Below are 14727 nucleotides of genomic sequence, written 5' to 3'. Positions count from 1 at the left end.
TGCTCATCCCACCTTACCCATCAGATAGACGACGGTAAAGATGAAAACCCACACGACGTCAATGAAGTGCCAGTACAGACCGGCGATGTAAATCTTCGGCGCGGTGACGACGGTGAGTCCGCGTCTCAGCACTTGCCAGATCAGCAGCGAGATCCAGAGAATGCCGAATGCAACGTGACCGCCGTGGAACCCGACCAGCGTATAGAACGAGGTACTGAAGGCACTGGCCGCGAAGGTATGGCCTTCATGCGCATATTCGACGAACTCGTAAATCTCGAGGCCGAGGAACGCGAGGCCGAACAGAACCGTTACGAGCAGCCAGCCCACCATGGCCTTCGGCTCATTGCGATGCATCGCCTGGATGGCGAAGACGCTCGTCAAGCTCGAGGTGAGCAGGATCAGCGTCGCGATGGCGACGATCGTCAGGGAGAACAGTTCGTTGGCCGTCGGGCCGCCGTTCACCTGATCGCGCAGGGCGATGAATACCGAGAACAGCGTACCGAACAGGACCGTTTCACCGCCAAGGAAGAGCCAGAAGCCGAGCACCTTGTTGCGGCCTTCAAGCGTCGCCTTCTCCGGTTCGTGAGGCAGAACGCCGTCTGCATGCGAGTGTCCGCTCATGCTTTAAACCCCCTTGGCCTGAATTTCTTCCGGTTCGATATGGTAACCATGGTCTTCAATGACCGAACGCAGGAACATGCATCCCAGCGTGATGGCGAGTCCGATGCCGGCTACGACATACTGGTGGAAGATGAAGCCGAAGCCGGAGATGAACAAGCCAACCGACATGATGAACGGCAGGATCGACGGAGACGGCATATGAATCGGACCGAGCGGCTCGGCCGGCTGCATTTCCTTGTTGCCCTCCCGCTTCTCCTTCCAATAGGCATCATACCCGCGGATAAGCGGCAGCTGCGCGAAGTTGTACTCCGGAGCCGGCGATGCGATCGCCCATTCCAGCGTCCGTCCGTCTTCCCACGGGTCGTTCGTCGCGTGTTTCGGCTTCGCCGACGTCACGATGACGTTGATCACGAAGCAGATGACCCCGATGCCCATAAGCATCGCGCCGATCGTGCTGATCAGGTTCATCTCGTTGAAGCCGAGACCGTCCAGATACGTGAAGATCCGGCGCGGCATGCCGAGCAGCCCGAGGAAGTGCTGGATCAGGAACGTCATATGGAAGCCGATGATGAAGAACCAGAACGTCGTCTTGCCGAGCGTCTCATTGAGCTTGCGCCCGAAAATCTTCGGCCACCAGTAGTGCACCCCGGCGAACAGGCCGGACACCAGGCCGCCGACAATCGTGTAGTGGAAGTGCGCAACGACGAAGTACGAGTCATGGTATTGATAGTCCGCCGGCGCTGCAGCCAGCATGACACCGGTGACGCCGCCCATGACGAAGGTCGGAATGAACCCGATGGCGAACAGCATCGGCGCCGTGAACTTGATCGAGCCGCCCCACATTGTAAACAGCCAGTTGAACACCTTGATGCCCGTCGGAACGGCGATCAGCATCGTCGCGATCGAGAACAGCGCGTTCGCGACCGGACCGAGGCCCGACGTGAACATGTGATGCGCCCAGACCATGAAGCCGAGGAAGCCGATCAGGACCGTGGCGAACACCATCGAGCTGTAGCCGAACAGCCGCTTGCGCGAGAACGTCGTGACAACTTCCGAGATGATGCCGAAGGCCGGCAGGATCAGAATATAAACTTCAGGATGTCCGAAAATCCAGAAGATATGTTCCCAGAGCATGATGTTGCCGCCCGCGCTCGGGTCGAAGAAGTTGCCGTCGAAGATCCGGTCGAACATCAGCGCGACCAGACCGACCGTCAGCGCCGGGAAGGCGAGCAGAATGAGCATGGACGTCACGAACGATGCCCAGGTGAACATCGGCATCCGCATGAAGCTCATGCCCGGTGCGCGCATGTTGATGATCGTCACCAGGAAGTTGATGCCGCCGAGCAGCGTACCGATACCGGAAATCTGCAGACCGAGCACATAGTAGTCCACGCCCGGGCCGTCGCTGAATGTCGTGCTCGCCAACGGAACGTAAGACGTCCAGCCGGCGTCCGGAGCACCGCCGAGGAACCAGCTGACGTTCAGCAGCACGCCGCCGAAGAAGAACGTCCAGAAGCCGAGCGCGTTCAGGAACGGGAACGCCACGTCCCTCGCCCCGATCTGGAGCGGTACGATGCAGTTCATGAGTCCGAAGATGAGCGGCATGACCGCCAGGAAGATCATCGTCGTGCCGTGCATCGTAATCAGTTGGTTGAAGGTGTCGGGACTGACAAAATCGTTTAACGGTTTCCACAATTGGATCCGGATCAGGACCGCTTCCAGACCGCCGATCAGGAAGAAGAAGCCTCCCGCCATGAGGTACAGGACGCCAATCTTCTTGTGGTCAACGGTGGTCAGCCAATCCATGATGCCGGTATATCGCTTCACCGCGTGCGAACCGTGAGCCAAGGGTAGAACCTCCTTTGAATCCCCGCTGTATTATTGCCTTTCTTCCTTGTCGGAAGTGGCGTCGTTGTTCTTCAGTTCCTCGGACTCGTAGTTGAGCTTGTAATCCGCGAGATAGCGGGCAATGCCTTCAAGCTCTTCCTGCGTCAGTTCCACCTTCGGCATCAGGTTGCCGGGCTTGATTCCTTGCGGATCTTCGAGCCATCTGTAGATGTTCTCATATACGGAACCTTCATTCCAATATTGCGGGTTGTCCGTGTTGACCAGAATGCCCGCAACCGTCTCGCGGTCGCCGATGCCCGTCAGGTTCGGGAATACCGGGCCGCCAAGCTCGCCCACCGCGTGGCAGGAGAGACATTTCTTCTGAAAAGCTTCGGCAATGGCCGGATCTTCCGGCAGCACCGCCGGCGCCTTCATCGCGGCGATCCAGTTCGCGTACGACGCGTCATCCACGACCTTCACCTTGAAATCCATCAGGGCATGGGAAGGTCCGCACAGCTCGGCGCATTTGCCGAGGAAGATGCCGGTCTTGTCCGGCGTATCGAAGAACATGCGGTTCACGTTGCCGGCGGGGTTCGTGTCGATCTTGCCCGCCAGCGCGGGAATCCAGAACGAGTGCAGCACGTCTGCCGTCTTCGCTTCGATGACGATCCGGCTGTTCATCGGTACGACCAGCTCCTGCGCGGTCACGATGCCTTCTTCCGGATACTCGAATTCCCACCAATATTGATGCGCGGTCACTTTGACGACAACCGCGTTCTCGTCCTTGCTGTGATCCTGCGCCTGCGCGAATACCGTCTGCACGGTCGGAACGCCGAGAATAACAAGCAGAATCAGCGGAATGACCGTCCATACGATTTCCAATTTATGACTCCCCTCGACCTGGACGGGGATACCGTCGTTCCCCGGACGGCGGCGGAAACGGAACAGCACGTAGATCGTGATCGTGAAGACGACGACGACGACCAGCATCATGATCGCGATCGAAAGCTTCATGAGATCAAGCTGCTCTTTGGCCACTGCACCTTGCGGATTCAGCGCCGACAGATCCGCGCGCCCGCATGCCGACAGGAGCAGAGCGGCTCCCGCAAGCAGAGTCGTCAGGCGCAGCCATTGTAGCCACCGTTTCTTCATACACAAATCAACCCCGCTTCTTCCGTATTCACAGTTGCCTGTCGTGGCGCGGCTGGCGGCAAACTGCGTGTTTTCCCGTCGTTCTGTGATATTTCGCACAGATATTCTGTGATAATTCGCACAGCATTTCTGTGACATTTCTCACAGTTCAATCACTTTATTAAATATAAGAGTTTGGTCCATCGATTGTCAACGATACCGGGCAAGTTCACAAATTGTTCCCAAAGCCGTCAAAAATGGTGTCGCAGTGCCGTTTCCGGCCATCCGGACAAAAAGCCGTTCGAACGGCCGTGGACGGAACGCCTTCGCCCCGCCTTCAACAATTCCATTATCGCTGATTTCATGGCGAATTATGTATGCCGCCCCCGCGCATATTCCGCCTGTCCGCCCGCGAAACCTACATCCAAGAATGAGGCCCATATCCGGAGGTGCATACGCATGACCCTCAGGCTCGCTTATGCCGTTCTGGCCGCGGCGCTCGCCGTCCTTCCGGCCGGGTGCACGGCTTACAAGAACAAATTCGAGAGCAGCACATACGACTACGGTTCCCGAAAGCCGAACGATCCGAAGATGCTTGGCGCGCGCATGTACGGCTCGAAGACCGCGGACCCGCGGCAGCACGACAACCGTTGGGTGGAATACAGCAGCCTGCTTTCGAACGAAGTGTCGCGGGTGAACGGCGTGGCGGGCGCCATTGTCATGCTGACGGACAAGAACGCGTATGTCGGCATCATGCTGGACTGGACGGGCGTCGGCACGATCAAGAACGGCGGCGACAGGCGCACCGACCAGAACATGGGCGGCTCCGGCGAAGGCGTGTACAACTTCGACACGGGGAGCCCGTACTGGAACGGCAGCCAGGCTGCGACGCCCTACAATTCGTATTTCGCCGTGAACGATCATCATGAACTGTCCGAGGAACTGAAGCAGACGATCGCGGGCCGCACCCGCGGTCTTGCGCCCCGGGTCGAAGAAGTGCACATTTCCGCCAACATGGATTTCGTCAACGAACTGAACGAATACGCGAAGGAAGCCTGGGCCGGACGGTCGCTTGCGCCCTGGATCGACGCGTTCAACACACTGGTGAAACACCAGTTCGCCGGCGGCAAGACGATGCCGACTCCGCTCAGGGAACTGAAAGCCCGGAAAGCCGCCCGCGGCGCGCAATGAAACCAGACTGCACATCATATTTAATGGTAGAGACTTGCCGGATCCGGACGCCGGGATGGCCGGCGCCCGCGAATAAACGAAGCAGCTTCACCTATTTTGTCGGATTTCAACAATCCGGCCGAAATAGAAGAAGCAGCTTCGCTTATTTTTCCCGAATCGGCGCATATCAAACGATTTCAAAAAATTAGGCGAAGAATCTTCCTCTAATCTCGGACGGAACGCCCCGTATCCGCGAAATAAAGGAAGAATCTTCGCTTGTCACTCCCAAAGCCAACTTACCGGTTCAGGCCGAGCTCTTTCTGCGCCGCTTCCATCAGTCCTTTGATGTAGCCGACGCCATACAGGCGGCCGAGTGTCTCGTATCCCGGGTTCTCGTTCGTCTCGCCGTCCATGGTCGGCACATGGTCCGGACGGGCGGGGCCGTCGAATCCGGCTTCATAATACGTCTTCATCGCTTCATACATATCCGTCTTGCCGTCGTCATGGAACGTCTCTTCGAACTTCTCCGGCGTTCCCTTCACATCACGGAAATGAACGAAGAACAGCTTGTCCTGCTTCGCGAAGCGGCGGATCGTCGCCGGAATGTCCTCGCCGGCCGTCGCCAGCGTCCCCTGGCACAGCGTGATGCCGTTGTACTCGCTCGGCACCAGGTCGATCGCCTGCTGCAGCGCGTCGGCGCTGCGCAGAATGCGGGACACGCCGCGAATCGGCGAGATCGGCGGATCGTCCGGATGAAGGGCCAGCTTGACCTTCGCCTTCTCCGCCACGGGAACGATCTGCTTCATGAAGTATTTCAGATTTTCCCACAGCCGGTCTTCCGACACTTCGCCCGCCTCGGTCAGCGGTGCGCCTTCCATCAGCGAATGGTCATAGCTGGAGACCAGCGCGCCGCCGCGCGTCACCGTCGTCGTCGACGTGCGGAACCAGTTGAACTGCGCCATGAAGTTGTAGCAGAGCACCGGAATGCCGGCTGCGCCCATATTCGTGATGAACTGCTTGAAGATCTCGATCTCTTCGTCGCGGCCTTCGGTGCCAAGCTTGATGTTGTTGGACGGCGGCATCGACTCGATGACGAGCAACTCGTAACCCGCGTCCTTGAACCGCTGCTTCATCCGGATGAGCGGCATCAGGTCCCACGGCTTCTCGTGCTTTTCATCAAAAGGAAGCCCCGTCACCGCATAATCCAGCCCCATCTGTCTGCCCAGCCGCCACAATTGATTCGGTCTCGTGCCCAAAAATTCCGCCAGCTTCATCGTCCGATCTTCCTTCCGTGTGGTAATGGCTTACCGGTTTCGGTTCTGCTTCGCGATGGATTCGCCGAGCGCGTTCAATTCGGCGTAGGCGTCCTCCAATGACTTCTGGCCGAACATGACGGCTTCCATCGTCAGTTTATATGCGTCCACCCATTCCGTGAAGCCGGCGCCGGCGGCGTAGAACGGCATCGCGTATTCCGCCGCGACGTCCGCCAGCACCTTGCCCAGCCGGTCTTTCGGCTCGAGATTCGGTTCCAGCTCCTTGTAGATCTCCTCATAGATCGGGATGCCGCGGGTAAGCCCGAGCGTCCTGCCCGCCTCCCTGTCGGTGATGAACCATTTGACGAACCGCTTCGCATGCGCAAGCTCGTCGCTGTCCGCATAGACGCCAAGGAAGATTGTCGGCTGCGCCCAGCCGCCGCCCGCCGGACCGACCGGCACATTGACGACGTCGACCTTGCCCGGCATGAGCTGCTCGAGCGTCTCAATCGAGCCGACCGTCGCGCCGCGGGTCAAGACCTTGCCCGAAGTCATCTGATCGGCCAGCGGATCATTCTCGAGGAATGTAAGCGAGACGTCCGCGGGGGGCACGACATTGCTGCGGCGCAGATCGGCCAGTATCGTGTGGTATTCGAAGAACAGCTCCCGGTCGAGATGGAACTCCCGGCCGTCCGGCGACATGATCGCCCCGCCGCCGTACGAGGCCTGATACCATTGGAACCAGTCCCAGGCGCTGGTGCTGTCGCCGATCGGATAGCGGTCCGGAGGCAGCTTCGTTTTCGCATCGCGCGCCCAGTCGAAAAACTCTTCCCAGGTCCAGCCCTTCCACGGCAGCGGAATGCCCGCCGCTTCGAGTTCCGCGCGATTGTAAGCGATGCCCTGGGCATTGTACGAGAGCGGAACGCCGTACAGCTTGCCGTTGATCTTGACGTTCTCCAGAATCTGATCAGGAACGATGCCCGTAAGATCAATGTCCGACAGATCGGCCATGATGCCGCGCGATACGTAGTCCTGGATATAGGCCGCATCCATCTGCAGCACGTCCGGCACCGTTTTCGACGCGGCAAGGGAGGGAAGCTTCTTCCAGTAAGCTTCCCAAGCCATGTATTCCGGCTTGAACGTCACGTTCGGATGCTGCGCCGTGTACACTTCCAGCGCCGCAAGCGTCGCCTTGTGGCGTTCCTCCGGTCCCCACCAGATGAATCCCAGCTCGACCTGGCGGTTCATGTCCGCTTCCGGCAGCCCGGTGGCGGGCTGCCGCATTTCCGAAGATCTGTCGCGATCGCCTTCTCCTGCGCTGCACGCGGCCAGCAGCAGCACGGCCGCAGCGAGCCATGTGACCGCTTTTCTCATGGCTGTCGCTTTTCCCATTTTTCTGCAGCGCACTCCCTTCGCCTCAACCTTTCAAGCCGGTGGTCGCGATCCCCTCGACGAAATGTTTCTGCGCGAAGAAGAAAATGAGCACGGACGGCACGATCGAGAGCAGCGACATGGCCAGAAGCTGACCCCATTGCACTTCGAACTGGTCAATGAACATCCGCAGCGCCAGACCGACCGTGAATTTGTCGACCGAACTGAGGTACAGCATCTGCGAGAAGAAATCGTCCCAGCTCCAGATGAACGTGAAGATCCCGACCGTCACCAGCGCCGGCTTGATCAGCGGGAAGATGATCCGGCCGAAAATGCCGTAAATGGAGGCGCCGTCGATCTTCGCCGCCTCGTCCAGATCGCGCGGAATGCCGCGGATGAACTGGACGAGCAGGAAGATGAAGAATGCCCCGCCGCCGAAGAAGTGCGGCAGCACCAGCGGCACGTAACTGTCGACGAATCCGAACGTGTTGTACAGAATATACTGCGGGACAATCGTGACTTGTCCGGGCAGCATGAGCGTCATCATCATGAGCGAGAACCAGAAGCCCCGCAGCGGGAAGTTCAGCCGCGCGAAACCGAATGCGACGACCGCAGCCGTCAGCACGCCGCCGACAACGTTGCCCACTTCCATGAGCAGCGTATTCGCGAAGAAATGGCCGAACGTATAGTTCGCCGAGAACTCCCAGCCTTTCGTGTAGTTCTCCCACATCGGCACTTCCGGCCAGATGGTCGGAAGTCTGAGTTCCTCCGTCTTCTTGAGGGATGCGCCGATCCACCAGATGACAGGATAGATCATGATGAAGGAGAATGCAATCATGAATGCATGGTTGAGAACGGATGACGCGCGGATTCTCATCGTTTGCCGCCCCCTTCGTTCTCATAGAATACCCAGTACTTCGAGGCCAGGAAGTTGATGGCCGTCAGAATGCCGACGATGGCGAGCAGCACCCATGCCAGCGCCGAAGCGTAGCCCATCTGATAGTGCTTGAACGCTTTTTCATACAGGAACAGCGCGTACATGTACGTCGACTGCACCGGGCCGCCCTTCGTAATGATGAACGCCGCCGTGAACATCTGGAACGAGTTGATGACGGTGAGCACCAGGTTGAAGAACATGACGGGCGAAAGCATCGGCAGCGTGACGTTGAAGAATTTCCGCACCGGTCCCGCGCCGTCCACGGAAGCCGCTTCGTACAGTTCCGTCGGAATCTGCTTCAGACCGGCCAGGAAAATGACCATCGTCGACCCGAACTGCCAGGTGTTCAGCAGGATCAGCGTGTAAAGCGCCGTGTCCGGGTGGGAGATCCAGCCCATGCCCGGGATGCCGAAAAAGCCGAGAATCGAATTGATGTAGCCGTCGACGCCGAACATGTTGCGCCACAGCGCCGCGACCGCCACGCTGCCGCCGATGAGCGACGGGAAATAGATCAGCGTGCGGTACAGATTCATCCCGCGCATCGCGCGGTTGAGCAGCATGGCGACGAGCAGCGAGAACGCGAGTCGCAGCGGCACGGCGAACAGGACGAACGTGAACGTGACGCGGAGCGATTTCCAGAACGTCGCGTCGCTCCACATCCGCTCATAGTTGGCGGTGCCGATCCATTGCGGCGCGCTGAGCATCGAGTATTCGGTGAACGACAAGTAGAGCGATTGCCCGATCGGCCATGCCGTCAGCAGCAGGAAGCCGATCAGCCAGGGGGAAATAAAAATATACCCGGGAAGGGTTTCTTTCCCGATCGGGCTTTTCCATTTTTTCTTTGGAAGCGCTCTCATAGTCTCAGCCGCAGGCGCGTTCATCCCATCTTCATCATCCCTTTCGTGCAGTATCAGCCGACTGTAACCATTGCTTCAAACAACCGAGCCAATCGAGAGTTGTTCGGTTTCTTACATTGTAATTTGCGCATCATGCAAGAGAATAGTACTGGAATTTCAGATTTATTGTACGAATCTCAGGACTTCCTGGACGACGGCTGCCAGCGTTTCGCCGCTGACGGAAGCGATTTCCCGCACAGGGACGAAAAAGGGACGCGTCCATACGCGTCCCTGGCTGAAGTCTTCTGCATCAACTTGCTGAATTGATTTTGTCAAGTTCGTGTTCGACGATCATGGTAAGCTCGTCTTCGTAACCACCGGTGATCCGATATTTCCGGATGTATTCCCGGACGAACTTCCGGGCGTCCTTCGGCTGATAGATGCGCGCCATCTCCCTGAGGCTTTCCTTGACTTCGTTGTGGCCGCGTTTTGCCAAGCCGCATCCCTCCCGAATCCTTGAATGGCCGTTCCGTACAACATACGCTTGCGGGAACGGAACGATGCCGGCATATGAGAACCCGTTTGCGGCGGACATCCGCGGACGCTCGCTCGTTTCGTTCAGAGCCGCGGCTTGCATGTCTGCCGGGAGGGAATATGCCGCACATGCTTCCATTATAGCAGGCGGGCGCCGATATGCAAAGAAATTTGCGAAAATTCAACCATCTTCCCGCCGATTCGGCATATTCGAGCCGGGCGGATTCAGGCCGCCGTCCTGTTCGTCCGAACGCTTCTCCGCACGGGTCATGCGCAGATAGGCAACCACGCCTGCGGCGGCGACCGCGACGCCGAACAGCACGCCGGTGTACGTGAGCCACATGTCGGACATGGTGTCTCCCGCCTTTCTGGATCTGGAAATCATCGAAACATCCGGACTGCATTCAGTATACCGGACGTTGGAAAGCGCTTCAATTGACAATTGTTTGTCGCCCCGGAAACCGTAAGTTTCGCTGGCATCCCACGGTATATATACGTGAATTCCGCCTCGCCGTTCCATCGGTTTCGGCTTTCGGGCCGGACTTTTCGCGCCGCGCCGGGCATGCGGGGTCGCGGGCAGGCGCCGTTCCGTTGCTCAGCCGCCGGGCAGACGAACATCGCCGCGGTTGACATTCGCCGCCGACGCGCGTATAACTGTAATATTATTGCAGGATCATGCACGAGCGGGGGCATTCAAATGGAGAAGTTGACGCAGACCGGAAACGGCACGGGGCTCGCTGACATCGTCAAGGCTCACCAGTTGTTGAAAGAGGTCATCGTGCGGACGCCGCTGCAGTACAGCCGCGTGCTGTCGGAGCGGTTCGGCGCCCGCGTCAGTCTGAAGCGGGAAGATCTGCAAGTCGTGCGGTCGTTCAAAATCCGCGGCGCGTACCACATGATGCGGACGCTCGACGAAGAAGCGCTTCGCCGCGGCGTCGTCGCCGCAAGCGCCGGGAATCACGCGCAAGGCGTGGCGTTCTCCTGCCGCACGCTCGGCGTGAAAGGCCGGATCTTCATGCCGGGCACGACGCCCCGGCAGAAAGTGAAGCAGGTCGCGTTCTTCGGCGGCGATGCCGTCGAGATCGTGCTCGTCGGCGACACGTTCGACGACGCCTACAAGGAAGCGGTGAACGCCAGCGTCAAGGACGGCATGACGTTCATCCATCCGTTCGACGATCCGCGCATCATTGCCGGCAACGGCACGATCGGTCTTGAGCTGCTGGAAGACGCGGAGACGCCGCCGGATATCGTGTTCGTGACGATCGGCGGCGGCGGTCTCGCTGCCGGCGTCGCTTCCTATATCAAGAGCGTATCGCCGCAGACGCAGGTGATCGGCGTCGAGCCGGAGGGCGCGCCCTCCATGCGGACATCGATCGAGGCGGGCGAAGTCCGGGCGCTCGAGCAGATCGACAAGTTCGTCGACGGCGCCGCCGTGAAACGGGTCGGCGACCTGACGTTCGCCATCTGCCGCGAACTGCTCGACGACGTCATCGCCGTCCCCGAAGGCAAGGTGTGCACGACGATTCTCGAGCTGTACAACGAGAGCGCCATCGTCGTCGAGCCGGCGGGCGCCCTGACGGTGGCGGCGCTGCATGCCTGCCGGGACCGGATCGCCGGCAAGTCGGTCGTCTGCGTCATCAGCGGGGGGAACAACGATGTCGACCGGATGCAGGAAATCAAGGAACGCTCCCTGATCTTCGAAGGGCTCAAGCATTATTTCGTCATCAATTTTCCGCAGCGGGCGGGCGCGCTGCGGGAATTTCTCGACGACGTGCTCGGACCGACGGACGACATCACCCGGTTCGAATATACGAAGAAGAACAACAAGGAGAGCGGTCCGGCGCTCGTCGGCATCGAGCTGAAGCAGCCGGAGGATTACGAACCGCTCGTGAGCCGCATGCGCGCGAAGGGCATCCAGTTCATCGAGCTGAACAAGGATCCGCATCTGTTCAACCTTCTGATCTGACTTTCCCCGCACATCGCCGCGCCCCGACCCGCGTCGGATGATTTTTCAACCGATCTTGACTATAATGGTACGGAAAGACATAAACTGCCATCCCGACGGCTGAATGAAGCCTCCCGCCCGGGCGGACGCTTTCAATCAGAACCGGGAGAGGCGAGGTGAAAGGTCTGTTCAATCGGTCAAATCGGGGGGGAATCGTGCTGCTGGGCGTCATCCTGCTCCTTGTCGAATTCGTGCGGGGGGCGGTCGCGGCAAGTTTCATCCCGATCTATGGAGAGAAAATGCTGGGCCTGTCGCTTGACATTGTCGGCACGGCGATTACGGCCCATTTCCTGACGGATACGGCGCTTAAAATGGTCATCGGCTGGCTGCTGGACCGGTTCTCGACAAGGACGATCGTCCACGCGGGACTGCTGGTTTCGCTGGCCGGCGTCGCCTTGATGCAAGCTGCGGACGTTCCGTGGCTGTTCATCCTGTCCGCCGCACTGTTCGGCATCGGCATCTCGCCGATCTGGATCGTCTGCCTGATGAAAGTGACCGAAGACAAGCGCGCCACCCAGATGGGGCTGCTGTACACGATCTGGTTCATCGGCATCGGCTCCGGACCGATCGTATGCAATCTGCTGCTCGATCACGTGCCTGCCGCGGCCGGCCGTCTGATCGCCCTCGTGACGGCGCTGTCCTGGGGGCTGTCGCTGTTCATTTCGAACCGGCGCGAGCGCATGATCGAGACGATTCCGCTCACCCGGCAGGTCGCGCTCCTGCGCGAGAAGCTGTCGCGCATGCGGGCGCTTCTGCCCGGCATGATCCTGCAGACGGCGGGAGCCGGCATGCTCCTGCCGGTGCTGCCGGCGTTCGCGGAGAAGGAGTTGTCCGTCAGCAGCAGCACCTACTCCCTCATTCTCCTCGCCGCCGGCGGATTGACCGTGCTGGGGCTGATGCCGATGGGCCGGCTGTCCGACCGCGTCGGTCACAAGCGGGCGTTCCTCTCCGCCGGGTTCTGCACGTTCTCCGCGCTGCTCCTCGTGCTGTCGACGGCGCCGCCGTTCTGGGAATGCCTGCTGATCGCAGGCGCGCTCGGCATCTCTTATTCCGCCGTGCTGCCCGCCTGGAACGCGCTGCTCGCATCCTATCTGCCGCAGTCGCATCAGGGGCTCGGCTGGGGCATCTTCTCCACGCTGGAGGGGATCGGCATCATGATCGGCCCCGCGGCCGGCGGCATCATCGCGTCGCTCGGCACAGAAGCCGACGTCGTCTGGACGAGCGCCGTCCTGTTCGGTCTGATCGGCCTGTTCTATCTCCTGTATCCGCTTCGGCCCGCGGAACCTGCCGGCCGCGTGTCCGCAGGCAAATAACCGGCAAGTCAAAACAAGAAAGCGGCTGATTCACCATGTTTGAAAGCATAATGGACTGGTTCCGTGATCTGCAGCAAATGGACGAAGCCGAAATCCGGCAGGCGATCCAGAGTTATGCCGCCTACGGGCCGCTGCCCGGCATTCTGCTGCCGTTCCTGGAAGCGTTTCTGGCCTTCCTGCCCCTGTTCGTCTTCATCGCGGTCAACGCGAATGTTTACGGCCTGGGGCTCGGCATCCTCTATTCTTGGATCGGGGTCTGCCTGGGAGCCTTCTCCGTCTTCTGGATCGCGCGGCTGATCGGCAGACGGCCGGGCATCTGGCTGCAGCGCCGTTTCCCCGCGACCCGGCGGTTCTTCCGCTGGATCGAACGGAAGGGATTCACGCCGATCTTCCTGCTCGCATGCTTCCCGTTCGCGCCGTCTTTCCTCGTCAATCTGGCTTCCGGACTGAGCACCGTGCGGTTCGGCACGTTCGCGCTGGCGATCCTGATGGGCAAGGCGGTCATGATTTTCTCGGTTTCGTTCCTGTCGTTCGACATTACCCAGCTCGCCCATCAGCCCTGGCGCATCGTCACGGCCGTCGTCGTCATCGCCGCCATGTGGTTCGGCGGCAAGAAGCTTGAATCCCGCTATCTGTCGCGCGCGTCGCGCTGACCGGGCTTTTCGCCCATCGCTTCTTCCGCCGCTTCGTCCGCTCCTTCTTCCGCTCCTTCGTCCGCCGACTGGTCCCGCATGATCCGATCCAGCAGCTTGCCGAGCCGGTCCAGATGATACGCGTACTCGAACATCGCGGACGCGACGAACAGGAGCCGTCTTCGCTCCACGGGCTGCTTGCCGATGTACGCGGACAGATCCTTCGCGAGATCATCCGACGGTTCCGGACGAATCACCGCGACCGGCTTGATCTTCCCTTCCCATTTGAGCAGCAATAGCTCGTGGCATTTCGTCAGCGCCTCGATCCGCCGGTCGAACCGCTCCGCCCACTCCGCCGCGTCCGGCGACGAATAGAAATGCTCTTCGACCGCATCCAGCAGCTGGGAACCATGCCGCAGCGTCCGGATCATCTGACGCGAGAGCAAGAGCTGCCGCGCGCGCTTGCGCCGGCCGGCGGGCCGGAATACCCGGTCTTCCTTGAACAGCGTGTACTGCTCGTCCAGCCGCCGGAAAATCTGCTCCAGCCGCTCATGCTCTTCCTTGAACACCCGTTCCCGGATTTCATTCGAGACGGCCGTCCGGAGCAAAAGCGACAGAATGTTGTAGGCTTCATGCACCTGTTCGCGGAACTGCTGCTTCGGGCGCGGCGGGAGGACGAGCACGTTCACGAGGAAGGCCGAAATGATCCCCGTCAGCACCATGGCGAACCGCTCGAGCGCGAATCGCCACCCTTCCGCGTGCGCCTCCATGACCGCCACGACCGTGACGAGCGTCAGGCCGATCGCGCTCGTCGTCTTGAGCCTGATATTGAGCAGAATGACCGCAATGCAGACGATGCCGACCGAGATCGGCGTCACGCCAAGCCATTGGGCGGCGCCCAGCGCGAACGCGGCGCCGATGATGTTCGACTGGATCTGATCGTGGACCTGCTGCCAGGAGCGGTAGATCGACGGCTGGATCGTGAAGATGGCCGCGACCGTCGCGATGATCGGCGTACCGAAGCCGAAAAGTCCGCTCACGTAAATGGCCAGCACCACCGCCAGCCCCGTCTTGAGCATGCGCGCACCGATTGTCAT

General features: G+C 59.9%; 14 protein-coding genes. 4 read left to right on the top strand and 10 right to left on the bottom strand.

The genetic code is table 11. The features are described 5' to 3' along the window. Positions 1-3: 3 nt before the first annotated feature. Genes THECO_RS02650 through coxB form a run of 3 tightly spaced genes read right to left on the bottom strand, consistent with a single transcriptional unit; the run spans position 4 to position 3600 of the window. A complete protein-coding gene (locus THECO_RS02650; protein WP_015253520.1) occupies positions 4-621 on the bottom strand; it encodes a cytochrome (ubi)quinol oxidase subunit III in 618 nt (205 codons plus the stop codon). A 3-nt stretch (positions 622-624) separates the two neighbouring features. Beyond that, a complete protein-coding gene (gene ctaD / locus THECO_RS02645; RefSeq protein WP_015253519.1) occupies positions 625-2469 on the bottom strand; it encodes a cytochrome c oxidase subunit I in 1845 nt (614 codons plus the stop codon). Between the two features lie 30 nt (positions 2470-2499). Then, entirely contained in the window at positions 2500-3600 is a 1101-nt protein-coding gene (gene coxB, locus THECO_RS02640) for a cytochrome c oxidase subunit II (protein ID WP_015253518.1), read from the bottom strand. 438 nt (positions 3601-4038) lie between these two features. Here coxB and THECO_RS02635 point away from each other — a divergent pair, with 438 nt between their 5' ends. Beyond that, positions 4039-4770 carry a hypothetical protein gene (locus THECO_RS02635; protein WP_015253517.1) on the top strand — a complete coding sequence of 244 codons (732 nt, stop codon included), beginning with the start codon at positions 4039-4041 and terminating at the stop codon, positions 4768-4770. Positions 4771-5045: 275 nt separating this feature from the next. On the opposite strand, the gene THECO_RS02630 is transcribed toward THECO_RS02635, so the two are convergent. From THECO_RS02630 to THECO_RS21520, 6 genes are all read right to left on the bottom strand, one after another. Next, on the bottom strand, positions 5046-6023 hold the full coding sequence (locus THECO_RS02630) for a mannonate dehydratase (RefSeq protein ID WP_015253516.1): 978 nt from the start codon (positions 6021-6023) through the stop codon (positions 5046-5048). Between the two features lie 30 nt (positions 6024-6053). Then, positions 6054-7376, bottom strand: a complete 1323-nt coding sequence (locus THECO_RS02625; RefSeq protein WP_232427728.1) for an extracellular solute-binding protein — start codon at positions 7374-7376, stop codon at positions 6054-6056. A gap of 43 nt (positions 7377-7419) precedes the next feature. Next, complete coding sequence (locus tag THECO_RS02620; protein WP_015253514.1) at positions 7420-8250, bottom strand: carbohydrate ABC transporter permease; 831 nt, start codon at positions 8248-8250, stop codon at positions 7420-7422. Further along, entirely contained in the window at positions 8247-9167 is a 921-nt protein-coding gene (locus THECO_RS02615; RefSeq protein WP_052835805.1) for a carbohydrate ABC transporter permease, read from the bottom strand. The genes THECO_RS02620 and THECO_RS02615 overlap by 4 nt, the downstream gene beginning before the upstream one ends. A gap of 289 nt (positions 9168-9456) precedes the next feature. Beyond that, positions 9457-9642, bottom strand: coding sequence for a hypothetical protein (locus THECO_RS02610; RefSeq protein ID WP_015253512.1), 186 nt, complete (start codon positions 9640-9642; stop codon positions 9457-9459). Between the two features lie 219 nt (positions 9643-9861). Further along, positions 9862-10032: a hypothetical protein gene (locus tag THECO_RS21520; protein ID WP_015253511.1), complete on the bottom strand. Its 171-nt coding sequence runs from the start codon at positions 10030-10032 to the stop codon at positions 9862-9864. A 345-nt stretch (positions 10033-10377) separates the two neighbouring features. On the opposite strand from THECO_RS21520, the gene ilvA reads away from it, so the two are divergent. The 3 genes from ilvA (at position 10378) to THECO_RS02595 (ending at position 13651) form a co-directional block, all read left to right on the top strand. After that, a complete protein-coding gene (gene ilvA / locus THECO_RS02605; protein ID WP_015253510.1) occupies positions 10378-11646 on the top strand; it encodes a threonine ammonia-lyase IlvA in 1269 nt (422 codons plus the stop codon). A gap of 155 nt (positions 11647-11801) precedes the next feature. After that, positions 11802-12998 carry an MFS transporter gene (locus THECO_RS02600; RefSeq protein WP_015253509.1) on the top strand — a complete coding sequence of 399 codons (1197 nt, stop codon included), beginning with the start codon at positions 11802-11804 and terminating at the stop codon, positions 12996-12998. A gap of 35 nt (positions 12999-13033) precedes the next feature. Continuing rightward, on the top strand, positions 13034-13651 hold the full coding sequence (locus THECO_RS02595) for a TVP38/TMEM64 family protein (RefSeq protein WP_015253508.1): 618 nt from the start codon (positions 13034-13036) through the stop codon (positions 13649-13651). On the opposite strand, the gene THECO_RS02590 is transcribed toward THECO_RS02595, so the two are convergent. Further along, complete coding sequence (locus THECO_RS02590; RefSeq protein ID WP_015253507.1) at positions 13627-14727, bottom strand: FUSC family protein; 1101 nt, start codon at positions 14725-14727, stop codon at positions 13627-13629. The two genes, THECO_RS02595 and THECO_RS02590, sit on opposite strands and share 25 nt — an antisense overlap.

Source organism: Thermobacillus composti KWC4, from assembly GCF_000227705.2.
GTDB lineage: Bacteria > Bacillota > Bacilli > Paenibacillales > Paenibacillaceae > Thermobacillus > Thermobacillus xylanilyticus.
The sequence above is the reverse complement of the archived record's forward strand: the minus strand, read 5'-3'. Positions and strand labels throughout refer to the sequence as shown.